Below are 25,363 nucleotides of genomic sequence, written 5' to 3' on the forward strand. Positions count from 1 at the left end.
CTCCAGCACCTTGCTATCGAGCGGCGCCCCCCAGGGGCCTCCCCATCCGAAGGTAGGGGACGGATTGGCAGCCGCGATGGCATTCAATCACTTACCGGCAGGCGCGCACGACGCCTTCGGTCCATTGTCGTGCACGCCGGTGACACACTCGATACCCATGGCCAGCACTCAACCACCCCGTCGGCCCACGGCGGCCGAGGACCCGAGGCCCTCTCCCGGCACCGTTCTGGACCGGCTGACGAGGGGCTCCAGCCGGGCTGCGCGCATCACCCATACGGAGCATTTGCCCCCTCGGGCGGGTCGTCATGCAGTCTGGCCGGACCGCATCCGAACTGATGTCGTAGCCGCCATCGCGCGGGCCGGCATCGAACACCCGTGGGCGCACCAGGCCGCGGCCGCCGAGCTCGCCCTCGACGGCACCTCCGTGGTCGTGGCCACCGGAACCGCCTCCGGGAAGTCGCTCGCCTACCTGGCCCCCGTCCTGTCGGCCCTGGCCGAGGGCGCCGAGGCCGCCAACGGACGCGGCGCCACCGCCCTCTACCTGGCCCCCACCAAGGCCCTTGCCGCCGACCAGCGACGCGCCGTACGCGAACTCGCCGCGCCCCTGGGCAGGGCGGTACGGCCCGCCGTGTACGACGGCGACACGCCGGTCGAGGAACGCGAATGGGTGCGCCAGTACGCCAACTACGTGCTGACCAATCCCGACATGCTGCACCGCGGGATACTCCCCGCCCACCCCCGCTGGTCCTCCTTCCTGCGCTCCCTCCGGTACGTCGTGATCGACGAGTGCCACACCTACCGCGGCGTGTTCGGCTCCCACGTCGCCCAGGTCCTGCGCCGCCTCCGCCGGATCTGCGCCCGCTACGGCGCCGACCCCGTCTTCCTCCTGGCGTCCGCCACCGCGAGCGCGCCCGCGCTCGCCGCCACCCGCCTCACCGGCCTGCCCGTCACCGAGATCACCGAGGACGCGGCGCCCCGCGGCGAGGTCGTCTTCGCCCTGTGGGAGCCGCCGCTCACCGAGCTGCACGGCGAGAAGGGCGCCCCGGTGCGCCGCACCGCCACCGCCGAAACCGCCGAGCTCCTCTCCGATCTCGCCGTACAGGGGGTCCGTACGGTCGCCTTCGTCCGCTCCCGCCGGGGGGCGGAGCTCATCGCGCTGATCGCCCAGGAGCGCCTGGCCGCGGTGGACCGCTCCCTGCCCGGTCGGATCGCCGCCTACCGCGGCGGCTACCTGCCCGAGGAGCGCCGGGCCCTGGAGCGCGCCCTGCACTCGGGCGAGCTCCTGGGCCTGGCCGCCACCACCGCCCTGGAGCTCGGCGTGGACGTGTCCGGCCTGGACGCCGTCCTGATCGCCGGCTATCCGGGCACCCGGGCCTCCCTGTGGCAGCAGGCCGGCCGGGCGGGCCGCTCCGGCCAGGGCGCCCTGGCCGTGCTGATCGCGCGCGACGACCCGCTGGACACGTATCTCGTGCACCACCCGGAGGCGCTGTTCCGCCGGCCGGTCGAGGCCACGGTGCTCGACCCCGACAATCCGTACGTGCTCGCGCCGCACCTGTGCGCGGCCGCCTCCGAGCTGCCCCTCACCGAGGCCGACCTGGCCCTCTTCGGCCCGGCGGCCCCCGGCCTGCTGCCCCAGCTGGAGTCCGCGAAACTGCTCAGGCGGCGGGCCACGGCCTGGCACTGGACCCGCCGGGAGAGGGCGGCGGACCTGGCCGACATCCGGGGCGGCGGCGGCCGCCCGGTGCAGATCGTCGAGGCCGGCACGGGCCGGCTGCTGGGCACGGTGGACGAGTCCGCCTCCCACACCGCCGTGCACGACGGCGCCGTCCACCTCCACCAGGGCCGCACGTACCTCGTGAAGCACCTGGACCTGGAGGACTCGGTCGCCCTCGTCGAGGAGGCGTCGCCGCCCTTCTCCACGACCGCCCGGGACACGACCGCCATCTCGGTCCTGGAAACCGATACGGAGATCCCCTGGGGGGACGGCCGGCTCTGCTACGGCTCGGTCGAGGTGACCAACCAGGTCGTCTCCTACCTGCGCCGCAAGCTCATCACCGGCGAGGTGCTCGGGGAGACCAAGCTCGACCTGCCGCCCCGGACCCTGCGCACCCGGGCCGTGTGGTGGACGGTCACCGAGGACCAGCTCGACGCCGCCCGGATCAACCCGGAGATCCTCGGCGGCGCCCTGCACGCCGCGGAACACGCTTCCATCGGGCTCCTCCCGCTCTTCGCCACCTGCGACCGCTGGGACATCGGCGGTGTCTCCGTGCCGCTCCACCCGGACACCCTCCTTCCGACGGTCTTCGTCTACGACGGCCACCCGGGCGGCGCCGGATTCGCCGAGCGCGCCTTCCACACCGCCCACGCCTGGCTGACGGCCACCCGGGACGCCATCGCCGCCTGCGAGTGCGAGGCCGGCTGCCCGTCCTGCATCCAGTCCCCCAAGTGCGGCAACGGCAACGACCCCCTCCACAAACGCGGCGCCGTCCGCCTCCTCACCCGCCTCCTCTCCGAAGCCCCGACACCGCCCGCCCCGCCCCAACCCGCTCCGGAGTAACACCCCCGGGCGGCGCCGAGCCGGGTAGCGCTGCCGGGCCCGGTAGTGGCCGGCCGAGTAGTGGCCGGGCGTGTAGTGGCCGGCCGAGTAGTGGCGAGGCGAGTACGGCTGCCGGGCTGGGCGGTGGCGAGCCGGGTACGGCTGCCGGCCCGGGCACTGGTGCCGGCCCGGGTGGTGGGGCCACGGCGGCTTCCGGGGGGCCCGCGCGGGCGCGGATCCGCGGGGTGAAGGGCCCGGCCGACGAACGGGCCGTGACATCGGCGATCTCGCCCGTCACGGCGCAGTGCACCAGCCCCGCCGACTGCCCCCGCGCGACCCTGGCCGCCGCGGCGCAGGCCGCCTCCTCGCCGTCCTGCCACCTCCCGGCCGCGGCGAGCGCCGCCAGGTCGGCCGCCGCGGCCGCCCGGTGCCGTGCCACCAGCACCTGCCCCAGCGTCAGCACCCCGCCGAAGACCGCGCACAGCAGGCAGGCCACCAGTACCGCCCACACGGTGGCCGACCCCCGCTCCGCGTCGCCCCGACGGCTCACGGCGCCACCTCCACCGCGTCCTCGGCGAGCGCCACCGCCTGCGCACCGAGCCGGACCCGCAGCGCGGCCGGGCCGGGAGCGGGCGCGTCCACCCGCACCCGCCACAGCTCGCCTTCGCGCTCCAGGACGATCCGGGCGCCGGCGGGCGCCGATTCACGGGCGATGGCCAGGGCCCGCTCGGCGGGTTCGGAACGGGCCGCCGCCCGCGCGCCGGCCCGGGCGGCGTCCACGCAGCGGATCTGCGCGGCCGCCGCGAGCAGGGCCCACACCAGCAGCGAGGCGAAGACGACCAGCGCCGGCAGCACGAGGGCCGTCTCGGCCGTCACGTAGCCGCGGTCAGAACGGCGCATCGAGCGCCTTCCCGATCGTCGACTGCAGGGCAGCCGACACCACTTCGCTCGTGACCACCTTGTAGAGCACCGCGGCGAACGCGCAGGCCGCGATGGTCCCCATCGCGTACTCCGAGGTCGACATCCCGGCGTCCCGGCGCCCGCCTCGCCGCACCAACCCCAGCCGCCGCCCCAGCCAGGCCCGCGCCCGCGGTCCCGTCCACGACCGGCCCCGCGTCCGCATCCCCACCGTCGTCCCCATCTCGATCTCCCTCTCCATGACGAGCCCCCATCTCCTTCGCTTGGTCGTCCTGCCAGTTGCACTCAGCCACCGGTGAGCAGCCCGGACGCCAGTCCGATGACCACCGGGGCGACCCCGACCGCGAGGAACGCGGGCAGGAAACACAGCCCCACCGGAGCCGTGATCAGCACCGCGGCTCGCTGGGCCTGCGCCGCGGCCGCGCGAGCGCGGTCCTCACGCAGTCCCGCCGCGAGCCGGGCCACCGGCTCGGCGGCCGGGGCGCCGGTCCGGGCCGCCCGCTCCAGGCAGGCCGCCAGCGGCCGCGCCCCCGGTATCCCGGCGAGCCGGGCCCAGGCGGTGGACGGATCGCCGCCGAGCCGGAGTTCGGCCCCGACCCGGGCCAACACCTCGCCCACGGGCCCGTCCAGCGACTCCCCGACCACCTCCGCGGCCTCGCGCGGGCCCGCTCCGGCGGCCAGACAGGCCGCCAGCAGATCTGCGGCAAACGGCAGCTGACGCGCCGTCTCCCCGGGGTCCGGACGGGCCCGCGCCACCACGGCTGCCTGCCTGCGACGGACCAGCCAGGCCGCGCCGCCCCCGACGAGCAGCCCGGTCGCCCCTCCGATCAGCAGCCAGCCGAGTGCGAGCGCACCCACCGGCCCCCACCAGGACCGCACCACCGCCAGCCGGGCCAGCGCGGGCCGCGGCCCGCACGGCGTCGGCGGAGCGGCCAGCAGCCGGGCCGGCCGGCGGCCCGCCGCCCGCTCCCGCAGCCACCCGGACACCGCCCAGGCCGGACAGAGGACCGCCGCCGCGAGGGCGAGCACTGTCCCCAGGCTGTGGACCGCCACGCCGGTCACGCCCGCTCCCCCGTCCGGACGATCCGCCAGGCCCATGCGAAGCCCAGCGCCTCCAGCAGTGCGCCCACGCACAGACACCCGAGTCCCAGCGGGGTGTGCAGCAGCACCCGCAACGGGTCCGCGCCGAGCGCCGTGCCGATCAGCAGGGCCACGGCCGGCAGCAGCGCCAGCACCACCGCCGTGGAACGCGCCCCGGCCAACTGGGCCCGCAGCGTTTCGCGCTGGTCCCGTTCGGCCCGCAACGCCCGCTCCAGCCGGTCCAGTCCCGCAGCGAGCCCCGCACCGCCGTCCACCGACACCCGCCAGCAGGCCGCCATGCCGGCGAGTCCGGCCGCGCCCGGCTCCCGGGCAGCCTGCCGCAGCGCCTGCGGCACGTCCCCGCCGAACGCCGCGGCCGCCAGCACCGCCGAGTCCGTCCCACCCGAGCCCGCGGGCCCGCCGACCGCATCGCGCAGCGCGGCGGTCAGGGCCTGTCCCGGCTGCAGGCCGGCCCGCAGTTCGCCGGCGACCGCGCCGCACACCGCCACCACCTCGGCGGCCCGCTCCCGCCGCCGTACGGCCGCCTCACGGGTCCGCAGCCACCGGCGGACCAGCGGCACGGCCACCACCCCGGCGAGGAACGGCAGCACGGATCCCGTGGCCCCTCCCAGCAGCAGCCCCGCCACCGGGCAGGCCCACTCCTGCCGACCCTTCGCCCGCTCCCGCAGCCGGTCGGCCCACGGCTTCCACCCGGGCCTGTGCTCGGGTACAGGGCCGCCGCCCACCAGGAGCAGCCGGGCCCTCCGGGGCAGCCCGTCCCGGGCGTCCGGGAGCCAGAGCGCGGCCGCGCACAGCACCGCCAAGAGCAGCGGCAGCGCTCCGGCCACCCCGGGCCCGCTCACCGGATCCCGCCCAGCAGCGGACCCAGCCGTTCCCAGCCCCGCTCGGGGGCGAAGCCGTCGGCCGCCCAGCGCAGCGCGGGCACCGTGACGACCAGGCCGACCGGGTCCCGCTCCAGTACGTGCACCTCGGCCACCCGGCGGCGCCCGGTCCGGTCCCGCGCCAGGTGCACCACCACCGACAGGGCGGCCGCCAACTGGCTGTGCAGCGCCGCCCGGTCCAGTCCGGCCGCCGTACCCAGCGCCTCCAGTCGGGCCGGCACGTGGACCGCGGCATTGGCGTGTACCGTGCCGCAGCCGCCCTCGTGGCCCGTGTTGAGGGCGGCCAGCAGGTCCGCCACCTCGGCGCCTCGCACCTCGCCGACCACCAGCCGGTCGGGACGCATCCGCAGGGCTTGGCGGACGAGGTCGGCGAGGGTGACCAGACCCGCGCCCTCCTGGTTCGCCGGCCGTGTCTCCAGCCGCACCACGTGGGGGTGGTCGGGCCTCAGCTCCGCGGAGTCCTCGGCGAGGACGATCCGCTCGCCCGCTCCCACCAGCCCCAACAGGGCACTGAGCAAGGTGGTCTTGCCGGTGCCGGTGCCGCCGCTGATCACGAAGGACAGCCTGGCCTCGACCAGGGCGCGCAGCACGCGCTCGCCGCCCGGCGGCAGGGTCCCCGCCTCGACCAGCTCCTCCAGCGTGAACGCCCTCGGCCGCACCACCCGCAGCGACAGGCAGGCGGAACCCACGGCCACCGGCGGCAGCACCGCGTGGAGCCGGGTCCCGTCGGGCAGCCGGGCGTCCACCCAGGGCCGGGCGTCGTCGAGCCGCCGCCCGGCCACCGAGGCCAGCCGCTGCGCGAGTCGGCGCACCGCCTCCGCGTCGGCGAACCGCACCCGTGTCAGCTCCAGCCCGCCGCCGCGGTCCACCCAGACCCGGTCCGGTGCGGCCACCAGCACGTCGGTGACGGCAGGATCGGCGAGCAGCGCTTCCAGCGGGCCCGCCCCGACCAGTTCCGAGCGCAGCTCGCGGGCGGCGCCGAGCACTTCGGCATCGCCGAGCAGCCGCCCCTGGGCCCGCAGCGCGGCCGCGACCCGCGCCGGAGTCGGTTCCGCGCCGCTTTCGGCGAGCCGTTGGCGCACCGCGTCGAGCAGGCCCGCGGGGTCCAGCAGGCCGGCGCTCATGCCGCACCCGCCCCGGCGCCGGCACGCGTCCAGAACTCCGTACAGAACCGGGCGAGCGGTCCGCGGGGCCGGTATCCCGGCGGCTCGCCGGCTTCCAGGGCCTCGCGCAGGCCCGGTTCCGGCGGAAGCTCCCCGGCCAGGGGCAGCTTGAGCAGTCCGGCGACGGCATCCGCGTCCAGCCCCGGGGCGTACGGGCCGCGCACGACCACCCGGAGGTCGCGGACCACCATGCCGGCGGCTCCGGCGACCCGGCTGGCGGCGGCCACCGCCCTCAGTCGGGCCGGCACCACCAGCAGGGCGAGGTCCAGCTGGGCGAGGGCCTCGCCCACGCCCTCGTCGATCCGGCGGGGCAGGTCGACGACCACGGCTCCGCCACGCCTGCGGGCAGCGGCCAGCACGGACCGCATGGCCGCGGGCGGCACCACCACCCGGTCCCCGCGGTCCCAGCTCAGGACCCGCAGGGAGTGCAGTTCGGGCAGGGACTCTTCGAGCGCGCCGGCACCGACCCGGCCGCGCGAGGCGGCGAAGTCCGGCCACCGCATGCCTTCGACGCCTTCGCCGCCGAGCAGCACGTCCAGCCCGCCGCCGAGCGGGTCGCCGTCGATCAGCATGGTCCGCTCCCCGGCGCGGGCCGCGGCGACGGCGAGCGCGCAGGCGAGGGTGGAGGCCCCGGCGCCGCCGCTGCCGCCGATCACCCCGACGGCCAGCGCCTGGCGGCCCACTCCCTCGGCGACGTCGGCGATCCGGTCCGCCAGCCACGATTCGCTCTCGGGCAGCGTGAGCACCTCTTCGGCGCCGATCTCGACCGCCCGCTGCCAGACCGTGGGATCGTCCTGGTCCCGGCCCACGAGGAGCACGCCGGGGCGGCGCGGCGCCCCCCGGACCCGTCCGACGGCGTCGTCGCCGACGAGCACGAGCGGCGCCAGGTCCCACCCGGACCCCGCTCCGCCTCCGCCGTCTCCACCGCCGCCTCCGCGGCCGCGTGCGGGCCCGTCTCCGGAACCGCCCCCGCCGCCGCCTCCGGATTCCGTACCGGAGCGGGCGCCCGCGCGTCCGAACGCCGTTTGCTCCGGCACCGAGTGGTGCACCCACGGCTCGGCTCCGGCGGCCGCGCAGAGCCTGAGCAGGTCGTCGAGGAGGTCCGGGTCCTCCGTGATGATCAGTGGTGCGCCCGCCCGCACCTCGGCGGCAGCCGGCCCGGTCCACTGCCCGCTCGGCTCACTCGACTTCGATCGCGACACGATCTCCGCCCCCTTCTCACCGCAAATCCCGAGGCCGCGGACTTCGCGGCCCGGAATCACCGTGCAGGGATCCGGAAAAAGAAGTGGATCTTGCTCGAAATCTGTGGACAGTGGAGAAGCTGTGAATAACTCCGTCACTCTTTACGGGAGCTTCCACTGCGCGCCGGAACGATCACGCTCTGTCACGAGTCAGACAGGGTGAGGGCGCGCGCCACAGCGGGCCGCACAAGCGGAGGAGGAGACATGCGAGCGATTTCCGGGCCTCGCAGAAGCGGACGAAAACGCGTCCGGACATGCGACGACCCCCGCCGGGGGGGAGAGCGGGGGTCGTCCCCACGGTCCGACTCGGGGGGGGAGGAGCCAGACCGGGTTAGCACGGTCGCGAACGATCCGTGACTTCCATGGTGTACCCGAGAGCCTTCTCAGGCAAACCCACGCGCCACACCTTACGCCGAATGGTTGGCGCATATGCTCGGGGCGTGGAAAACCACTCCTTGCCCCGCACAGCCGCCTTCTTCGACCTGGACAAGACGGTCATTGCGAAGTCGAGCACACTGACCTTCAGCAAGTCCTTCTACCAGGGCGGTCTGATCAACCGCCGCGCCGTCCTGCGCACCGCGTACACACAGTTCGTCTTCCTGGCCGGCGGCGCCGACCACGATCAGATGGAACGGATGCGCGAGTACCTGTCCGCCCTCTGCAAGGGGTGGAACGTGCAGCAGGTGCAGGAGATCGTCGCCGAGGCACTGCACGATCTCATCGACCCGATCATCTACGACGAGGCCGCCTCGCTGATCGAGGAGCACCACACCGCCGGCCGAGACGTGGTGATCGTGTCGACCTCGGGCGCCGAAGTCGTCGAACCCATCGGCGAGATGCTGGGCGCGGACCGGGTCGTCGCCACGCGCATGGTCGTGGGCGAGGACGGCTGTTTCACCGGCGAGATCGAGTACTACGCGTACGGCCCGACGAAGGCCGAGGCCGTGCGGCAGCTGGCCGAGTCCGAGGGCTACGACCTGGCGCGCTGCTACGCGTACAGCGACTCGGCCACGGACCTCCCGATGCTGGAGGCGGTCGGCCACCCGCACGCCGTCAATCCGGACCGCGCGCTGCGCCGTGAGGCGGCGGCACGGGACTGGCCCGTTCTGGTCTTCAACCGGCCGGTACGGCTCAAGCAGCGGCTTCCGGGGCTGTCGATGCCCGCCCGGCCCGCCCTGGTGGCGGCGGCCGCGGTGGGAGCGGCGGCGGCCACGGCGGGCCTGGTCTGGTACGCGAGCAGGCGTCGCGCGAGCGCGCTCGCCTCCGGCGCGCTCTGACGCAGCTCCCCGCTGCCGCCCGGGCCGCCCCTCCGACCTGCACCGACACCTCGCGCCCGATTCGTCCCGAAGCGTCCTGGAAAGTAAAGAAGTGCGGTAAGGGGTTCCGCTTACCTCGCAACGGAGGTACAAAGGATTCACGGCCCGCGAGACCTAAGGACATCCGAGAGGATCATCTTAGAACGCAGCAAGGCCCCACGGACCGAAGCATGAACGCCGAGCACCCACGCGACGTCGACCCGTCGATTACGGGCCAGCCGCACCAGGCAACGGGCAAAGTCCCCGGCCTGATGGGCAACTTTCGAGGACGCTTGGTACCTGGGCGTGAATGCCAGCGGCGACACCATGAGCAAGACGGTGTCGCCGCAACCCTTTTCCCGGCACCTGCGACTTTCCCGGCACCCACGACGCCGTGCCCCAGATAGCCCGGCCCAGATCGCCCGGCGCCCGGGCCGCCCGGACCTCAGGCGGCGCCGCGCTGCAGTGCTTCGCAGACCGCCGTGGACTCCCGCACCCCCAGCTCGACCGCGCGGCCGCAGTGCGCGATCCACGCCGCCATCCCCTCCGGGGTGCCGGAGGCGTAGCCATCGAGGGCGGCGACGTACGCCGCCCGGCCCAGCTCCGCGTGGCCGACCTCCGGCGGGCAGATCGCCTTCGGGTCGAGCCCGCTGCCGATCAGCACGATCCGCTCGGCCGTCCGCGCCACGAGCCCGTTGTACGTGCCGAACGGGCGCAGCGCGAGCAGTTCGCCGTGTACCACCGCGGCCGTGACCAGCGCCGGAGCCTTGCTTCCGGCCAGCAGCAGCCGCGAGAGGCCGTCCAGCCGGCCCGCCACCTCGCCGGCGTCCGGCAGTGGCAGCTCGACCAGCGGCTCGTCCACGGGCTCGCCCGCCAGCCGCGGCCGGCCGACGGTGTCTCCCACGGCGGCGCCGGCCGCCTGGCCGTCGGCAGCGCCGGCCGCGCCGCCCGCGGCGACCAGGTGCAGTCGGGCCAGCACCCGCAGCGGCGACTGCCGCCAGATGCTCAGCAGCTGTCCGGCCTCCGCCGTCATCCGCAGCGCCGCGCCGACCGTGCGCGCCTCGGCCTCGGCGCCGAAGTCGGTGCGTCGGCGGACCTCCTCCAGCGCCCAGTCGGCGCCGGAGAGCGCGGCACTGCCGCGGGCCCCGCGCAGGGCGGCCTCGGAAGTGATCTCCGCACTGCGGCGGCGCATCACGCGGTGGCCGTAGACCCGGTCCACGGCCTTGCGCATGGAATCCACGGACTCGGCCACGCCCGGCAGAGAAGCCAGAGCGGCCAGGGGATCGGCTGACGTACTCATAGGTAGGGAGCCTACGCACCCATAGCATCCGCCCCACCTTGGAGTGGTCTTCTTCACTCACCTCGACCACGGCGTGCAAGCAAACCACTACGCTTGGTGAACATGAAGATCGCTTTCGTGGGAAAGGGCGGCAGCGGCAAGACGACGCTGTCCTCCCTCTTCATCCGCCACCTCGCAGCCAATGAGGCCCCCGTCGTCGCGGTGGACGCCGACATCAACCAGCACTTGGGGGCCGCGCTCGGCCTCGATCCCGAGGCCGCGGCCGCGATGCCCGCGCTCGGTGCGCACCTGCCGCTCATCAAGGACTACCTGCGCGGCTCGAATCCCCGCATCGCCTCCGCCGAGACCATGATCAAGACGACCCCGCCCGGCACCGGTTCCCGACTGCTGCGGGTGTGCGAGGACAACCCCGTCTACGAGGCCTGCGGCCGCCGGATCGCGCTCGACGGCGGGCCGGTGCTGCTGATGGCCACCGGCCCGTTCACCGAGGCCGACCTCGGGGTGGCCTGCTACCACTCCAAGGTGGGTGCCGTGGAGCTGTGCCTGAACCACCTGGTGGACGGCCCGGACGAGTACGTCGTGGTGGACATGACGGCGGGCTCGGACTCCTTCGCCTCGGGCATGTTCACCCGCTTCGACATGACCTTCCTGGTCGCGGAGCCGACCCTGAAGGGGGTGTCCGTCTACCGCCAGTACAAGGAGTACGCCCGGGACTTCGGGGTGCCGCTGAAGGTGGTCGGCAACAAGGTCCAGGGGCCCGACGACGTGGAGTTCCTGCGCGCCGAGGTCGGCGACGACCTGCTGGTGGCGGTCGGGCACTCGGACTGGGTGCGGGCGATGGAGAAGGGCCGGCCGGCCGACTTCGACCTGCTGGAGGCCGGCAACCGGCTGGCGCTGCAAGCCCTGCAGGACGCCGCGGACGACCGGTACGGGCTGCGCGACTGGGCGAAGTACACCGAGCAGATGGTGCACTTCCACCTGCGGAACGCGGAGAGCTGGGGCAACGCGAAGACCGGGGCCGACCTGGCGGCGCAGGTGGACCCCGGCTTCGTGCTGCACGAGGAGCTGAGCGGGGAGCTCGACGGGGCGCCGGGCGCGGTCAGCCCTCCTCGTTCTCCCCGGCCTGCTCCGCAGCCTGCTTGACCGCGGGGGGCGCCGCGGGAGCGACGGGCCTGGCGGCCGGGCCGGCCGTCAGGAACTTCGCCCATCCCTCCTTCGGCGCCTCGCCGACGTCCAGGGTCCGCAGCCATTCGAGGGCCTTGGGGTCCTGGGCGTCGAGCCAGTCGGCGAGCTCCCGGAAGGGCACGCAGCGGACGTCCTTCTGGGTACAGACGCCCTTGATGGTCTCCTCGACGGCGCGCATGTACGTGCCGCCGTTCCAGGACTCGAAGTGGTTGCCGATGATCAGCGGTGCGCGGTTGCCCTGGTAGGCCCGGTCGAAGGCCTTCAGCAGGCCGTCGCGCATCTGGTCGCCCCAGTACCGGTGCTGGGACGGGTCGCCCTGCGAGGTCGTACCCGACTGGTTGACCATGTAGTTGTAGTCCATGCTCAGCGTCTCGAAGGCGCGGCCGGGCATGGGGACGAGCTGGAGCGGCAGGTCCCACAGCCCGGCGGTGCGCTGCGGCCACACCTGCTTGCTGATGCCGCTGGAGTCGTAGCGGAAGCCCATCTGCTTCGCGGCGAGCATGAAGTTCTTCTGGCCCTCCAGGCAGGGGGTGCGGGCGCCGATCAGCTCCTTGTCGTAGTCGAAGGGGAGCGCCTTCTCCTGGGGCAGGCCCGCGTTGGTCTTCCAGTTCTTGACGAAGGACTTGGCCTGGTTGATCTCGCTCTTCCACTCGTCGACGGACCAGGTGCCGACGCCGCCCTCGGGTCCGCAGAAGTGGCCGTTGAAGTGCGTGCCGACCTCGTTGCCCTCCAGCCAGGCGCCGCGCAGCTGGGCGGCGGTGTCCTTGATGCCTTTGAGGTCGCCGAAGCCGATGTCGGAGCGGCCGGCGCCGTGTTGGGGCGCTTCGTACAGGCTCCGCTTCTCCTCGGGCAGCATGTAGACGCCGCTGAGGAAGTAGGTCATGCGGGCGTTGTACTTCTTGCCGACCTCGCGGAAGTGCGAGAAGAGCTGCTGGCTGTCCTCGCCGGCGCCGTCCCACGAGAACACCACGAACTGCGGCGGCTTCTCGCCGGGCGCGAGCTTCCTGACCGGGGACACGTTGGGCTGGGAGCCGGTGTACGAGGTCGAGCCGTCGCCGATCAGCCGGAGCACGCTGCCGGGCGCGGCCGGAGCGGCGGCGCCCTTGGGCAGGGTGCCGGGATTCCCCCCGGCGGGCCGCGTGGCGGGCTTCTCCGGGGTCGAACAGCCCGCCGCTGCCATGACGAGTGCCGTGACCACCAGGCCACCGGCGATCTTCTTCGAGGCGGCCATCATCCGCCCACCCTCTTCCTTGCAGGTCGTCCGCGTGAGTGCCGCCTACCAGGCGGGTCGCTGCAACGTCGCACGAGGGTGCGATCGGAATTGGTATGACAAGCCGTAAAAAATGCCTATTCATTCTTGAGGGTCAATTACTGCACCATTTGCCCCCATCGCCCTACCCGTTTCTTTACTCTCCATTACGATCCGTTTACCGAGTGTTGATACTCCCGCCGCTGCGCCCCCTGCCTGGAGGAGACGGGAACCATGTCCACCCGCAACGACCGCTCACCCCTCTCCGCGGACCTCTCCGCTTCCGTCGCCGTGTTCCTGATCGCGCTGCCGCTCTCCCTCGGCATCGCCCTGGCCACCGGAGCCCCCCTGCAGGCGGGCCTGGTGGCCGCGGCCGTCGGCGGCATCGTGGCCGGCCGCCTGGGCGGCGCCCCCCTACAGGTGAGCGGCGCCTCGGCCGGGCTCACCGTGGTCACGGCCGAGCTGATCCAGCGCTACGGATGGCGCACCACCTGCGCCGTCACCGTGATCGCCGGCGCGGCCCAACTGGCCCTGGCCCTGTTGCGCACCGCGCGGTCCGCCCTGATGGTCAGCCCCGCCATCGTGCACGGCATGCTCGCGGGCATCGGCGTGACGATCGTGGTCGCCCAGCTGCACATCGTCCTGGGCGGCACACCACAGAGTTCCGCGGTGGCCAACGTCCGCGAACTGCCCGCACAGCTGGCAGACCTGCACCCCGGAGCCCTGGCCGTGAGCGCGCTCACCCTCGGGGTACTGCTGGCCTGGCCGCGGCTGCCCGGGCGGGCAGGGCGGGCACTGCGCAAGGCACCCGCCGCACTGGCGGCGGTGGCACTGGCCACCGCGGTGGCCGCAGTCGCCGGGCCGGGCCTGGCCCGGGTGGACCTCCCCTCCTGGCGCAGCCACGCCCTGCCCGAAGTGCCCGACGGCCCGGTGCTGGGGATCCTCACGGCCGTGGTGGCCGTCACCCTGGTCGGCAGCGTGGAGTCGCTGCTGTCCGCGGTGGCCACCGACAAGCTCATCGCAGCCGAACGGCCGGCCGTGGCGCGGCCGCCGCGGGCCTCGCTCAACCGGGAGCTGCGCGGTCAGGGCGTGGCCAACATGGTCTCCGGCGCCCTCGGCGGGCTCCCGGTGGCCGGCGGTGCGGTCCGCAGCATCACCAACGTCAAGTCAGGTGCCGTCAGTAGCCGTTCGACCATGCTCCACGGCGCCTGGATGCTGACCGCGGCCGCTCTGCTCACCCCCGCGCTCGACCTGATCCCGCTGGCCGCGCTGGCCGCGCTGGTCTTGGCCGTCGGCGTGCAGATGGTCAGCATCACCCACATGCGCAGCGTCACCCGCCACCGGGAAGTACTGGTCTACGCGGTGACCACCACCGCCGTGGTCGTCTTCGGCGTCCTGGCGGGGGTGGCCGTCGGAATCGCGGTGGCAGTCGCGGTGGCCCTCCACCGACTGGCCCGCACCCGCATCACCGTCACCCATGAGCACGGCATCCACCGGCTGCGCGCTCGCGGCCAGCTGACCTTCCTGGCCGTACCCCGGCTCAGCCGCGAGCTGAACCAGATCCCCCACGACGCGAAGGTGGTCGTGGAGCTGGACGGCTCCTTCATGGACCATGCCGCGTACGAGACCTTGCAGGACTGGCAGGACTCCCATCGCGCGCACGGCGGCACGATCGAGGTGACCGGCCGCTCCGGCACTCCGCTGGCCGGGGCGGGACGGAGGCCCCGCGGAGCGCACCAGTGCTGCCGCCCGTGGACCCCCTGGCAGAACCACTGCGACCATCGCGCCCCGGCCGTGGAGGTCGCCACCGCCGCGGCGGCGCCCCGGCGCGGGGCGGGCCGGCTCGCCAGCGGGATCGGCGCCTTCCAGCGGGACACGGCCCCGCACGTGCGGGGGGAGCTCGCCCGGCTGGCCCGCGAGGGGCAACGGCCCTCCCAGCTGTTCCTGACCTGCGCCGACTCCCGGCTGGTCACGAGCATGATCACGGCGAGCGGCCCGGGCGACCTCTTCACGGTGCGCAACGTCGGCAATCTGGTGCCGCCGCCCGGCGCGGAGTCGACCGACGACTCGGTGGCGGCCGCCATCGAGTACGCCGTGGACGTGCTCCAGGTCGACAGCATCACGGTGTGCGGGCACTCGGGCTGTGGCGCGATGCAGGCGCTGCTGAACTCCACGCCGGGCGCGCCGATGACCCCGCTGCGGCGCTGGCTGCGGCACGGGCTGCCGAGTCTGCGGCGCATGACGAGCCGGCACGAGCCGTGGGCCCGGATCTCCGGGCGACTGCCGGCGGACGCGGTCGAGCAGCTCTGCCTGACCAATGTGGTCCAGCAGCTGGAGCACCTGCGGGCCCACGAGTCGGTGGCCAGGCGGCTCGCCGAGGGCACGCTGGAGCTGCACGGCATGTACTTCCACGTGGGTGAAGCCCAGGCCTACCTGCTCACCGAAGGTGACGGTTTTTTCGACAACCACGTCTTCGACCAGGTGAAGCCGGATACCGGAGCATGTGAGTCCGGTTCTGGCGAAGCCTTCCCCCTCAGCCGCCCGGAGCAGCGCGGAACGACTGAATTGCGCCATTCCGAGCTGGAAGAGGCACCGGCCTGAACCAGAGCGCGTCCCCGTCCGTGAGACCGTATGGCCCCTTCCCGCACCCTGCAGCGGGGAGGGGCCGTCCGCATGCGCGGACCCCGACCGCCTCAATAGGTCTAAACCAATTTCCGGTTACCCCTTGTCACCAGGGCATCTGACTGATGAGCTATGCCCGGGACACAACGGACACCCTGGGAAAGGGAGATGTCGTGAGCAACGAAAGCCTGGCCAACCTGCTCAAGGAAGAGCGGCGGTTCGCACCGCCCGCCGATCTGGCCGCCAACGCCAACGTGACGGCGGAGGCATACACCCAGGCCGAGGCGGACCGGCTGGGCTTCTGGGCCGAGCAGGCCCGGCGGCTGACCTGGTCCACCGAGCCGACGGAGACGCTCGACTGGAGCAACCCGCCCTTCGCGAAGTGGTTCGCGGACGGCACGCTGAACGTCGCGTACAACTGCGTCGACCGCCACGTCGAGGCCGGCAACGGCGACCGCGTCGCCCTCCACTTCGAGGGCGAGCCCGGCGACAGCCGCGCGATCACCTACGCCGAGCTCAAGGACGAGGTCTCCAAGGCCGCCAACGCCCTCACCGAGCTGGGCGTACAGGCCGGCGACCGGGTCGCCGTCTACCTGCCGATGATCCCCGAGGCGGTCGTCGCGATGCTCGCGTGCGCCCGCGTCGGCGCCGCGCACTCCGTCGTCTTCGGCGGCTTCTCCGCCGACGCCGTCGCCTCCCGCATCCAGGACGCCGACGCCAAGCTCGTCATCACCGCCGACGGCGGCTACCGCCGGGGCAAGCCCTCCGCGCTCAAGCCCGCCATCGACGAGGCCGTGGCCAAGTGCCCGCAGGTCGAGCACGTCCTCGTGGTGCGGCGCACCGGCCAGGACACCGCCTTCACCGAGGGCCGCGACGTCTGGTGGCACGACATCGTCGGCCGCCAGTCCGCCGAGCACACCCCACAGGCGTTCGACGCCGAGCACCCGCTCTTCATCCTGTACACCTCGGGGACGACGGGGAAGCCGAAGGGCATCCTGCACACCTCCGGCGGCTACCTGACCCAGGCCGCGTACACCCACCACGCCGTCTTCGACCTCAAGCCGGAGACCGACGTCTACTGGTGCACCGCCGACATCGGCTGGGTGACCGGGCACTCGTACATCGTCTACGGCCCGCTGGCCAACGGCGCCACGCAGGTCATGTACGAGGGCACCCCCGACACCCCGCACCAGGGCCGGTTCTGGGAGGTCGTGCAGAAGTACGGCGTCACCATCCTCTACACGGCGCCGACGGCCATCCGCACGTTCATGAAGTGGGGAGACGACATCCCCGCCAAGTTCGACCTGTCCTCCCTGCGCGTGCTCGGCTCCGTCGGCGAGCCGATCAACCCCGAAGCCTGGATCTGGTACCGCGAGCACATCGGCGGCGGCCGCTGCCCGATCGTGGACACCTGGTGGCAGACCGAGACCGGCGCGATGATGATCTCGCCGCTCCCGGGCGTCACCGAGACCAAGCCCGGCTCCGCCCAGCGCGCGCTGCCCGGCATCGGCGCCACCGTCGTCGACGACGAGGCCAACGAGGTGCCCGACGGCGGTGGCGGCTACCTGGTCCTCACCGAGCCGTGGCCCTCGATGCTGCGCACCATCTGGGGCGACGACCAGCGGTTCATCGACACGTACTGGTCCCGCTTCGAGGGCAAGTACTTCGCCGGCGACGGCGCCAAGAAGGACGACGACGGCGACATCTGGCTGCTCGGCCGCGTCGACGACGTGATGCTGGTGTCCGGCCACAACATCTCCACCACGGAGGTCGAGTCGGCCCTCGTCTCGCACCCCTCGGTCGCCGAGGCGGCCGTCGTGGGCGCCGCCGACGAGACCACCGGCCAGGCCATCGTCGCGTTCGTCATCCTGCGCGGCACCGCCTCCGAGAACGACGGCCTCGTCGCCGACCTGCGCAACCACGTCGGTGCCACGCTCGGCCCGATCGCCAAGCCCAAGCGGATCCTGCCGGTCCAGGAGCTGCCCAAGACCCGCTCGGGCAAGATCATGCGTCGTCTGCTGCGGGACGTGGCCGAGAACCGCGCGGTCGGTGACGTCACCACGCTCGCCGACTCGTCCGTGATGGACCTGATCCAGACGAAGCTGCCGGCCGCGGGCAGCGAGGACTGAGCCGTGCGGGCACCCGTGCCCGCCACGTGAGAAGGGCATCCGGCAAGCGCGCCGGATGCCCTTCGCGCAATTAAAGTGACGATCACCGGATACGTCCTGCGCGTACCCCCTGTAAAGTACTCAAAGCGTAAAGAAATATCTCTGGGTGCGCCGGGAAGTCTGGTCGGCAACAGCTTTGCCATGCCATGCCGTCCAACTCGCCCCGGAGGTGCCCTCACGTGGCCGCGCCCAGCCCCACCGACCAGCGGAACCGCAAGCTCCTCGGCAGGCTCTCGCTGCCCGAGCGGCGGTTCGTCGCCGACGCCCTGCGCGCCGAGACCGTCGGCGGTGTCCTGCTCCTCGCGGCCGCCATCGCCGCCCTCCTCTGGGCCAACATCCCCGCGCTGACCAGCAGCTACGACAGCGTCCGGAACTTCCACATCGGCCCCGGGGCCCTCGGCCTCGACCTCTCGGTGCAGCACTGGGCCGCCGACGGCATGCTCGCGATCTTCTTCTTCGTCGCCGGCATCGAGCTCAAGCGCGAACTGGTCGCCGGAGACCTGCGCGACCCCAAGGCCGCCGCCCTCCCGGTCATCGCCGCGCTCTGCGGCATGGCCGTCCCCGCCCTCGTCTACACGCTCGTCAGCACCCTCGGCAACGGCTCGACCGACGGCTGGGCCGTCCCCACCGCCACCGACATCGCCTTCGCGCTCGCCGTCCTCGCCGTCATCGGCACCTCGCTGCCCTCTGCGCTGCGCGCCTTCCTGCTGACCCTCGCCGTGGTCGACGACCTCTTCGCCATCCTGATCATCGCGGTGTTCTTCACCAGCGAGATCGACTTCGTGGCGCTCGGCGGCGCGTTCGTCGGCCTGGTCCTCTTCTGGTTCCTGCTGCGCAAGCGGGTCCGCGGCTGGTACGTCTACATCCCGCTGGCCCTGGCCATCTGGGGCCTGATGTACAACAGCGGCGTGCACGCCACGATCGCCGGCGTGGCCATGGGCCTGATGCTGCGCTGCAACCGCGAGGACGGCGAGGAGCACTCGCCGGGCGAGCACATCGAGCACCTGGTGCGGCCCGTCTCCGCAGGCCTGGCGGTGCCGCTCTTCGCCCTCTTCTCGGCGGGCGTCTCCCTCTCCGGCCACGCGATCGGGCAGGTCTTCACCCGGCCGGAGACCCTCGGCGTGGTCCTCGGCCTGGTCGTCGGCAAGACCGTCGGCATCTTCGGCGGCACCTGGCTGGCCGCCCGCTTCACCAAGGCCGAACTGAACGAGGACCTCGCCTGGCCCGACGTCCTGGCCGTGGCCTCCCTCGCCGGCATCGGCTTCACCGTCTCGCTCCTCATCGGCGAGCTCGCCTTCGCCGGCGACGACGTGCTCGTGGACGAGGTCAAGGCGGCCGTCCTGATGGGCTCGTTCATCGCCGCGGTCGTGGCCGGCATCATGCTCAAGATCCGCAACAGCCGCTACCGGGACCTCACCGAGGCCGAGGAGCGCGACGAGGACCTCGACGGCATCCCGGACGTCTACGAGCAGGACAAACCCGACTACCACTTGCGGATGGCCCTGATCCACGAGGCGAAGGCCGCCGAGCACCGCCGCAGGGCCGAAGTCGCGGCCGGGTCCAGCGGCGACGGCGACAGTCCGGCATGATCTGACAGCACACCGGATTCGTTGACGGACAGTCGAACAGAGGGAGAGAGCGATGAGCGCAGCGGACCAAGGGACCCCCGGGACCGAGCGGACCCTGGGCCAGCTGGTCGCCTCGGCCACCGCCGAGATGTCCGCCCTGGTGCACGACGAGATCGCGCTCGCCAAGGCCGAGCTGCGCCAGGACGTCAAGCGGGCGGGCATCGGCGGCGCGGCGATCGGGATCGCCGGCGTGCTCGCGCTCTTCTCCCTCCCGGTGCTGAGCTTCGCCGCGGCCTACGGGATCCACAACCTCGGCCTCGGGCTCGCCTGGTCGTTCCTCATCGTCGGTGTCTCGTTCCTGCTCATCGCGGGTCTGCTGGCGATGCTCGCCGTGTCGAAGTTCAAGAAGGTCAAGCCGCCGGAGAAGACCATCGCCTCCGTCAAGCAGACCGCGGCCGTGGTCGGGACCGTCAAGCCGCACCCGCGGCCGGTCAGTGACAAGGCAGTGGGTGTGGCACGCTCGTCTGCATGACAGCGTCCACGCCGGAACCCAGCACTCCGCCCACCGCCGCGACGGCGGTGCGCCTCGACATCCCCGGCGCGCACAAGGTGACGCACCGGGACGTCGCGGCCAACGGCGCGCGCTTCCACGTCGCGGAGGCCGGTGACGGTCCGCTGGTGCTGCTGCTGCACGGCTTCCCCCAGTTCTGGTGGACCTGGCGGCACCAGCTGACCGCCCTCGCCGACGCCGGGTTCCGCGCGGTGGCCATGGACCTGCGCGGGGTGGGCGGCAGCGACCGCACCCCGCGCGGCTACGACCCCGCCAATCTCGCGCTCGACATCACCGGGGTCGTACGGTCCCTCGGCGAGCCGGACGCCGCGCTCGTCGGCCACGACCTGGGCGGCTACCTGGCCTGGACCGCGGCGGTCATGCGCCCCAAGCTGGTGCGCCGGCTGGTGGTCTCCTCGATGCCGCACCCGCGGCGCTGGCGCGCGGCCATGCTGTCGGACTTCGCGCAGAGCCGGGCCGGCTCGTACGTATGGGGTTTCCAGCGGCCCTGGCTCCCCGAGCGGCGGCTGGTCGCGGACGACGGCGCGCTGGTGGGCGACCTGATCCGGGAGTGGTCGGGCCCGCGGCTGCCCGACGAGGCCGACATCGACGTGTACCGGCGGGCCATGTGCATCCCGTCCACCGCGCACTGCTCGATCGAGCCGTACCGCTGGATGGTCCGCTCGCTGGCCCGCCCGGACGGCCTCCAGTTCAACCGGCGCATGAAGCGGCCGGTCCGAGTCCCCACCCTGCACCTGCACGGGTCACTGGATCCGGTGATGCGCACCCGCAGCGCGGCGGGCTCCGGCGAGTACGTCGAAGCCCCCTACCGGTGGCGGCTGTTCGACGGACTCGGGCACTTCCCGCACGAGGAGGACCCGGTCGCCTTCTCCACCGAACTCGTGAACTGGCTGAAGGACCCCGAACCCGACCGCTGACGCTCCGTCGACCGCCCTTCGGCGCGCTGTCCACGGCCCGCTGACGGTGCGTGACCTCACGGGAACGCCTGTCCTACGAACGTTCAATTGCCCGGCGCATAGGCCAATTGGCCCTCCCCAGGGCGATTACCGACCTTGGGGCCCGGGCAGACGTCGAAGTATGGGCTGGACGCACGACTACGGTGACTCCGCACGCAACCGCCGCACGGCGCCTTCGCCGGGCAGCTACGAGAGGTCGGGCCGCTCGCACCACGGCGACGACCACCACCTCGGGATCCCGCGCATCCTCCGCCGCCGGGCCCGCTGGGTCTCCGCCCGGCTGCGGCATCCGCGGCCATAGACCCGCCCGGCGCCCGGCGCCGGACGCGCACCCGGCCGGCGGGCCACGGATCCACCGGGCAGCCCGGAATCCGCAGAGCTACAGGGCACAGCCCTGCGTGTTGACCCGGCTCTCGGCTTCCTTGCCGATCCGGATGTCGTCACGGATCTCGTCCACGGTCAGCGCGTAGCCGGTGTTCGGGTCGTCGAGCGACTTGGCGAACACGACTCCGTACACCTTGCCGTCGGGGGTCAGCAGCGGGCCGCCGCTGTTGCCCTGGCGGACGGTCGCGTACAGGGAGTAGACGTCCCTGCGCACGGTGCCGCGGTGGTAGATGTCCGGTCCGTTGGCGTTGATGCGGCCGCGCACCCGGGCCGCCCGTACGTCGTACGAGCCGTTCTCCGGGAAGCCGGCGACGATCGCGCCGTTTCCGCTGCGGGCGTCGGCGTCGGCGAACCGGAGCGGGGGCGCCTGGAGCCTGGGCACGTCCAGGACCGCGATGTCGCGTTCCCAGTCGTAGAGCACCACCTTGGCGTCGTAGAGCCTGCCCTCGCCGCCTATCTGGACGGTGGGCTCCTGGACGCCTCCGACCACGTGCGCGTTCGTCATGACCTTGCCGTCGGCGAAGACGAAGCCGGTGCCTTCGAGCACCTTGCTGCAGCTGGGGGCGGTGCCGACCACCTTCACGATGGAGCGCCTGGCCTGCTGGGCGACCGGGCCGGCGGCGAGCGCCGGGTCGGGTGCCTGGACCTCGGTGATGGGTTCGTTGGAGAACGGGCTGAAGACCTGCGGGAAGCCGTTCTGGGCGAGCACGGAACTGAAGTCCGTGAACCAGGTGTTGGCCTGCTCGGGCAGCACCCGTGACACGCCGAGCAGCACCTTGGAGTTGCGGACCTCCTTGCCCAGGGTGGGCAGTGAGGTCCCGGCCAGTGCAGAACCGATCAGCCATGCCACCAGCAGCATCGCCACCACGTTCACGAGGGCGCCGCCGGTCGCGTCGAGGGCCCGCGCGGGCGACCACGTGATGTGCCGCCGCAGCTTGCTCCCCAGGTGCGTGGTGAAGGCCTGCCCGATCGAGGCGCAGACGATGACGACGACCACCGCCACGACGATGGCCGTGGTGGACACCTCGGCCTTGTCGGTCAGCTGATCCCAGATCAGGGGCAGCAGGGAAACGGCGATGAGGCCACCGCCCAGGAAGCCGATCACCGACAGGATGCCGACGACGAAGCCCTGGCGGTAGCCGACGATCGCGAACCACACGGCGGCGACCAGCAACAGGATGTCCAGCACGTTCACGTGGGCCACCGTCTCATGCGCGCCAGTCGATCGGGACCTGCCGGGACCTGTCCCAGGGCCGCTCCCAGCCCGCGTAATGCAGGATCCGGTCGATCACCCCGGCGGTAAAACCCCAGACCAGGGACGATTCGACCAGAAATGCGGGACCTTCGTGGCCGCTCGGGTGGACGGCGAGGGCGCGGTGGGCGGGATCCGTGAGATCCGCCACGGGCACCGTGAAGACACGCGCCGTCTCGGCCGGGTCGACGACCCCGACCGGACTGGGCTCGCGCCACCAGCCGAGCACGGGCGTGACCACGAACTCGCTGACCGGGATGTAGAGCCGGGGCAGCACGCCGAAGAGCTGCACCCCGGCGGGATCGAGCCCGGTCTCCTCCTCGGCTTCGCGCAGGGCGGCGCGCAGCGGTCCGGTGGTCGCCGGATCGCCGTCCTCCGGATCGAGCGAGCCGCCGGGGAAGGAGGGCTGGCCGGGATGCGACCGAAGGGTCCCGGCGCGCTCCATCAGGAGCAGCTCGGGGCCGCGCTCCCCCTCGCCGAAGAGGATCAGCACGGCCGACTGGCGGCCCGCCCCGTCCGCGGGCGGCAGGAAGCGGCTCAGCTGGCGGGGCCGGACGGTACGGGCGGCCTCGGCGACCGGGGCGAGCCACTCGGGCAGCCCGTGCGTGGTGACGACGACCGGGCCGCCGTCACCGTCCACCGCGCCGCCCGGGACGCCGTACGAGGGCTCCGGGCGGCCGTACGCGGGCTCCGGCGGGCTCGCGGGGGCCGCACCCGCTGCCCCCGCGGCACCCGTGGTGCCTGTGGTCTCGTCCCGCATCGCCCGGGTCATGGGCACCCCTGTCTGTTCTCCCCCATGACCGGCACAACGCGGCCCGGGACCGGATTCGTTCCTGACGGCGGCCGACGGCGGCGCGGCGCCGGCTCAGCCCGTCGCGCCGTCGTCTCCCGGGCCGCCCGCGCCGCCCAGCGGTGGTGCGGGCAGCCCCGGGTAGTCGGCAGGCGGGCTCAGCCGCTGGCCCGGCAGCCCGCCCTTCTCGTACTTCAGCAGCTTGGCGGCCTTCTCGGGGTCCGTCTCGCCCTCCCCGTACGCGGGGCACAGCGGGGCGATCGGGCAGGCGCCGCAGGCGGGCCTGCGGGCGTGGCAGATCCGGCGGCCGTGGAAGACGACGCGGTGCGAGAGCATCGTCCACTCGCTCTTGGGGAAGATCGCGCAGATCTCCGCCTCGACCTTCTCCGGGTCCTCCTGCTCCGTCCACTTCCAGCGCCGCACCAGGCGGCCGAAGTGGGTGTCCACGGTGATTCCGGGGACGCCGAAGGCGTTGCCGAGCACGACGTTGGCGGTCTTGCGGCCGACGCCGGGCAGGGTGACCAGGTCCTCGATCCGGCCGGGCACCTCGCCGCCGAAATTGTCGCGGAGCGCGGCGGACAGCCCCAGCAGGGACCTCGCCTTGGCCCGGAAGAACCCGGTCGGCCGAATGATCTCCTCCAGCGCCTCCGGGGCGGCCGCCGCCATGTCCTCGGGGGTCGGATAGGCGGCGAACAGGGCCGGGGTGGTCTGGTTGACCCGCAGGTCCGTGGTCTGGGCGGACAGGACCGTGGCGACCAGCAGCTCGAAGGGATTGCGGAAGTCGAGCTCGGGGTGGGCGTACGGATAGACCTCGGCGAGCTCCCGGTTGATCCGGCGGGCCCGGCGCACCATCGCGAGGTGCGACTCGGGCTTGGCGGCCTTCACGGGTGCCGTGGCCGCCTTGGCCGTCCGGGCGGGAGCCTTGGCCGCCCTCACAGGAGGCTCGGCGGGGGCCTGGGCGCGCTCGGCGGCGGGCTTCGGGCTCTTGGCGGGGCGCTTCGCGGGGGGCCCGGCAGGGGTGTCGGCGGCGCTCGCGGACACGGCGGGCGAAGCCTTGGCCGAAACTTTGCCGTCGGTCTTCGCGGCGCCCTTCCGGGCCGCCGGAGGGTTCTTCGCGGGGCGTCCGAGGGCCTTCTCCACCCCTTGTTCGCCCACAGCAGAATCGGGGGCCGCGGTCACGCCCGCGGGCCCTTTGGCCTGTGCTCTCACCGGCTTATTGGACACTCGGCCAGCCTAAGGGCAGTCGCTGACAAGCCGCCCGGACCAGAGGTAACACCACCCCGATTGGCCCCGGGCAGCACAGCACACCCGTACGTCCGGCATCCTTGTGACCGATCCCACCGTTTTAAGCGTCCTGTCAGAATGGGGCATGGTCCCCTGAGCAGGTCGACATAGGAGAGAGACTCGTGGACGACGTTCTGCGGCGCGCCCCGCTCTTCGCGGCGCTCGATGACGAGCAGGCCGCGGAGCTCCGCGCCTCCATGGGCGAGGTGACCCTCGCACGCGGTGACGCCCTGTTCCACGAGGGCGACCCCGGCGACCGGCTGTACGTGGTCACCGACGGCAAGGTGAAGCTGCACCGCACCTCCCCCGACGGCCGCGAGAACATGCTGGCCGTCCTGGGCCCCGGTGAGCTGATCGGCGAGCTGTCGCTGTTCGACCCGGGCCCGCGCACCGCCACCGCGACCGCGCTGACCGAGGTCAAGCTGCTGGGCCTGGGCCACGGTGACCTGCAGCCGTGGCTGAACGCACGGCCCGAGGTCGCCACCGCGCTGCTGCGCGCGGTCGCCCGGCGCCTGCGCAAGACCAACGACCAGATGTCCGACCTGGTCTTCTCCGACGTGCCGGGCCGTGTCGCCCGTGCCCTCCTGGACCTGTCGCGCCGCTTCGGCGTCCAGTCCGAGGAAGGCATCCACGTCGTGCACGACCTCACGCAGGAAGAGCTGGCCCAGCTGGTCGGCGCGTCCCGCGAGACGGTCAACAAGGCGCTCGCGGACTTCGCGGGCCGCGGCTGGCTGCGCCTGGAGGCGCGCGCCGTGATCCTGCTGGACGTGGAGCGGCTGGCGAAGCGGTCCCGCTGACCCGGTACCACCCGTTCGGCCCAACGGGCCGGGCCGGAGTCTTCGAAGGGGCCCCACCTGCCCGGTGGGGCCCCTTCGCCGTTCCCGCGGCCGCGTGCACCG

At 73.0% G+C, this 25,363-nt stretch carries 22 protein-coding genes; 10 read left to right on the plus strand and 12 right to left on the minus strand.

Annotation, left to right across the window (positions count from 1 at the left end; translation table 11 throughout):
* Positions 1 to 76: 76 nt before the first annotated feature.
* A complete protein-coding gene (locus OG764_RS17085) occupies positions 77 to 2,557 on the plus strand; it encodes a DEAD/DEAH box helicase (protein WP_328969281.1) in 2,481 nt (826 codons plus the stop codon).
* On the opposite strand, the gene OG764_RS17090 is transcribed toward OG764_RS17085, so the two are convergent.
* From OG764_RS17090 to ssd, 7 genes are read right to left on the minus strand one after another with little or no spacing between them, the layout of a single operon-like run.
* Positions 2,496 to 3,191 carry an Rv3654c family TadE-like protein gene (locus OG764_RS17090; RefSeq protein ID WP_328969282.1) on the minus strand — a complete coding sequence of 232 codons (696 nt, stop codon included), beginning with the start codon at positions 3,189 to 3,191 and terminating at the stop codon, positions 2,496 to 2,498. The genes OG764_RS17085 and OG764_RS17090 overlap by 62 nt on opposite strands.
* Positions 3,083 to 3,436, minus strand: a complete 354-nt coding sequence (locus OG764_RS17095) for a TadE family type IV pilus minor pilin (protein WP_328969283.1) — start codon at positions 3,434 to 3,436, stop codon at positions 3,083 to 3,085. The genes OG764_RS17090 and OG764_RS17095 overlap by 109 nt, the downstream gene beginning before the upstream one ends.
* Positions 3,423 to 3,695 (minus strand): DUF4244 domain-containing protein, encoded by a 273-nt coding sequence (locus tag OG764_RS17100; protein ID WP_328969284.1) that lies wholly within the window; start codon positions 3,693 to 3,695, stop codon positions 3,423 to 3,425. Before OG764_RS17100 ends, OG764_RS17095 begins: the two co-directional genes overlap by 14 nt.
* 44 nt (positions 3,696 to 3,739) lie before the next feature.
* Positions 3,740 to 4,516 (minus strand): type II secretion system F family protein, encoded by a 777-nt coding sequence (locus OG764_RS17105; protein ID WP_328969285.1) that lies wholly within the window; start codon positions 4,514 to 4,516, stop codon positions 3,740 to 3,742.
* The gene (locus OG764_RS17110; RefSeq protein ID WP_328969286.1) at positions 4,513 to 5,397 is read right to left on the minus strand and encodes a type II secretion system F family protein; all 885 of its coding nucleotides are present in this window, start codon (positions 5,395 to 5,397) and stop codon (positions 4,513 to 4,515) included. The genes OG764_RS17105 and OG764_RS17110 overlap by 4 nt, the downstream gene beginning before the upstream one ends.
* On the minus strand, positions 5,394 to 6,560 hold the full coding sequence (locus OG764_RS17115) for a TadA family conjugal transfer-associated ATPase (RefSeq protein WP_328969287.1): 1,167 nt from the start codon (positions 6,558 to 6,560) through the stop codon (positions 5,394 to 5,396). Before OG764_RS17115 ends, OG764_RS17110 begins: the two co-directional genes overlap by 4 nt.
* Positions 6,557 to 7,801: a septum site-determining protein Ssd gene (gene ssd / locus OG764_RS17120; protein ID WP_443055957.1), complete on the minus strand. Its 1,245-nt coding sequence runs from the start codon at positions 7,799 to 7,801 to the stop codon at positions 6,557 to 6,559. Before ssd ends, OG764_RS17115 begins: the two co-directional genes overlap by 4 nt.
* A 455-nt stretch (positions 7,802 to 8,256) precedes the next feature.
* Here ssd and OG764_RS17125 point away from each other — a divergent pair, with 455 nt between their 5' ends.
* Positions 8,257 to 9,117 carry an HAD family hydrolase gene (locus OG764_RS17125; RefSeq protein ID WP_328969288.1) on the plus strand — a complete coding sequence of 287 codons (861 nt, stop codon included), beginning with the start codon at positions 8,257 to 8,259 and terminating at the stop codon, positions 9,115 to 9,117.
* A 463-nt stretch (positions 9,118 to 9,580) separates the two neighbouring features.
* Here the strand turns inward: OG764_RS17125 and OG764_RS17130 are convergent, their stop codons facing one another.
* On the minus strand, positions 9,581 to 10,435 hold the full coding sequence (locus OG764_RS17130) for an oxidoreductase (protein WP_328969289.1): 855 nt from the start codon (positions 10,433 to 10,435) through the stop codon (positions 9,581 to 9,583).
* A 102-nt stretch (positions 10,436 to 10,537) separates the two neighbouring features.
* Here OG764_RS17130 and OG764_RS17135 point away from each other — a divergent pair, with 102 nt between their 5' ends.
* Complete coding sequence (locus tag OG764_RS17135; protein WP_328969290.1) at positions 10,538 to 11,578, plus strand: ATP-binding protein; 1,041 nt, start codon at positions 10,538 to 10,540, stop codon at positions 11,576 to 11,578.
* Here OG764_RS17135 and OG764_RS17140 read toward each other — a convergent pair.
* Positions 11,535 to 12,854: a hypothetical protein gene (locus tag OG764_RS17140; protein ID WP_328969291.1), complete on the minus strand. Its 1,320-nt coding sequence runs from the start codon at positions 12,852 to 12,854 to the stop codon at positions 11,535 to 11,537. The genes OG764_RS17135 and OG764_RS17140 overlap by 44 nt on opposite strands.
* A 249-nt stretch (positions 12,855 to 13,103) precedes the next feature.
* On the opposite strand from OG764_RS17140, the gene OG764_RS17145 reads away from it, so the two are divergent.
* The 6 genes from OG764_RS17145 (at position 13,104) to OG764_RS17170 (ending at position 21,055) form a co-directional block, all read left to right on the plus strand.
* Entirely contained in the window at positions 13,104 to 15,470 is a 2,367-nt protein-coding gene (locus tag OG764_RS17145; protein WP_328969292.1) for a SulP family inorganic anion transporter, read from the plus strand.
* A gap of 194 nt (positions 15,471 to 15,664) precedes the next feature.
* Positions 15,665 to 17,620, plus strand: a complete 1,956-nt coding sequence (acs, locus tag OG764_RS17150) for an acetate--CoA ligase (RefSeq protein WP_328969293.1) — start codon at positions 15,665 to 15,667, stop codon at positions 17,618 to 17,620.
* 218 nt (positions 17,621 to 17,838) lie between these two features.
* Complete coding sequence (nhaA, locus tag OG764_RS17155; RefSeq protein ID WP_328969294.1) at positions 17,839 to 19,248, plus strand: Na+/H+ antiporter NhaA; 1,410 nt, start codon at positions 17,839 to 17,841, stop codon at positions 19,246 to 19,248.
* 52 nt (positions 19,249 to 19,300) lie between these two features.
* The gene (locus OG764_RS17160) at positions 19,301 to 19,759 is read left to right on the plus strand and encodes a phage holin family protein (protein WP_328969295.1); all 459 of its coding nucleotides are present in this window, start codon (positions 19,301 to 19,303) and stop codon (positions 19,757 to 19,759) included.
* Positions 19,756 to 20,715: an alpha/beta fold hydrolase gene (locus OG764_RS17165; protein WP_328969296.1), complete on the plus strand. Its 960-nt coding sequence runs from the start codon at positions 19,756 to 19,758 to the stop codon at positions 20,713 to 20,715. Before OG764_RS17160 ends, OG764_RS17165 begins: the two co-directional genes overlap by 4 nt.
* Positions 20,716 to 20,875: 160 nt before the next feature.
* The gene (locus OG764_RS17170; protein ID WP_328969297.1) at positions 20,876 to 21,055 is read left to right on the plus strand and encodes a hypothetical protein; all 180 of its coding nucleotides are present in this window, start codon (positions 20,876 to 20,878) and stop codon (positions 21,053 to 21,055) included.
* 78 nt (positions 21,056 to 21,133) lie between these two features.
* Here OG764_RS17170 and OG764_RS17175 read toward each other — a convergent pair whose 3' ends face one another.
* From OG764_RS17175 to nth, 3 genes are all read right to left on the minus strand, one after another.
* The gene (locus OG764_RS17175; protein ID WP_328969298.1) at positions 21,134 to 22,333 is read right to left on the minus strand and encodes a MarP family serine protease; all 1,200 of its coding nucleotides are present in this window, start codon (positions 22,331 to 22,333) and stop codon (positions 21,134 to 21,136) included.
* A gap of 13 nt (positions 22,334 to 22,346) precedes the next feature.
* Complete coding sequence (locus OG764_RS17180) at positions 22,347 to 23,162, minus strand: NUDIX hydrolase (RefSeq protein WP_328969299.1); 816 nt, start codon at positions 23,160 to 23,162, stop codon at positions 22,347 to 22,349.
* 93 nt (positions 23,163 to 23,255) lie between these two features.
* The gene (nth, locus tag OG764_RS17185) at positions 23,256 to 24,221 is read right to left on the minus strand and encodes an endonuclease III (RefSeq protein ID WP_443056223.1); all 966 of its coding nucleotides are present in this window, start codon (positions 24,219 to 24,221) and stop codon (positions 23,256 to 23,258) included.
* Between the two features lie 365 nt (positions 24,222 to 24,586).
* Between nth and OG764_RS17190 the strand changes: the two genes are divergently transcribed.
* A complete protein-coding gene (locus OG764_RS17190) occupies positions 24,587 to 25,261 on the plus strand; it encodes a Crp/Fnr family transcriptional regulator (RefSeq protein ID WP_030027155.1) in 675 nt (224 codons plus the stop codon).
* Positions 25,262 to 25,363 lie beyond the last annotated feature (102 nt).

It is taken from the genome of Streptomyces sp. NBC_00239, from assembly GCF_036194065.1.
Taxonomy (GTDB): Bacteria; Actinomycetota; Actinomycetes; order Streptomycetales; family Streptomycetaceae; genus Streptomyces.

Bases quoted from the DNA above. Each gene is read 5' to 3' on its own strand.
- OG764_RS17125 (WP_328969288.1), top strand. From the start codon at position 8,257: ATGGTTGGCGCATATGCTCGGGGCGTGGAAAACCACTCCTTGCCCCGC.
- OG764_RS17180 (WP_328969299.1), bottom strand. From the start codon at position 23,162: ATGACCCGGGCGATGCGGGACGAGACCACAGGCACCACGGGTGCCGCG.
- OG764_RS17115 (WP_328969287.1), bottom strand. From the start codon at position 6,560: ATGAGCGCCGGCCTGCTGGACCCCGCGGGCCTGCTCGACGCGGTGCGC.
- OG764_RS17095 (WP_328969283.1), bottom strand. From the start codon at position 3,436: ATGCGCCGTTCTGACCGCGGCTACGTGACGGCCGAGACGGCCCTCGTG.
- OG764_RS17130 (WP_328969289.1), bottom strand. From the start codon at position 10,435: ATGAGTACGTCAGCCGATCCCCTGGCCGCTCTGGCTTCTCTGCCGGGC.
- OG764_RS17140 (WP_328969291.1), bottom strand. From the start codon at position 12,854: ATGATGGCCGCCTCGAAGAAGATCGCCGGTGGCCTGGTGGTCACGGCA.
- OG764_RS17165 (WP_328969296.1), top strand. From the start codon at position 19,756: ATGACAGCGTCCACGCCGGAACCCAGCACTCCGCCCACCGCCGCGACG.
- OG764_RS17170 (WP_328969297.1), top strand. From the start codon at position 20,876: ATGGGCTGGACGCACGACTACGGTGACTCCGCACGCAACCGCCGCACG.
- OG764_RS17085 (WP_328969281.1), top strand. From the start codon at position 77: ATGGCATTCAATCACTTACCGGCAGGCGCGCACGACGCCTTCGGTCCA.
- OG764_RS17135 (WP_328969290.1), top strand. From the start codon at position 10,538: ATGAAGATCGCTTTCGTGGGAAAGGGCGGCAGCGGCAAGACGACGCTG.
- OG764_RS17160 (WP_328969295.1), top strand. From the start codon at position 19,301: ATGAGCGCAGCGGACCAAGGGACCCCCGGGACCGAGCGGACCCTGGGC.
- OG764_RS17145 (WP_328969292.1), top strand. From the start codon at position 13,104: ATGTCCACCCGCAACGACCGCTCACCCCTCTCCGCGGACCTCTCCGCT.
- OG764_RS17100 (WP_328969284.1), bottom strand. From the start codon at position 3,695: ATGGAGAGGGAGATCGAGATGGGGACGACGGTGGGGATGCGGACGCGG.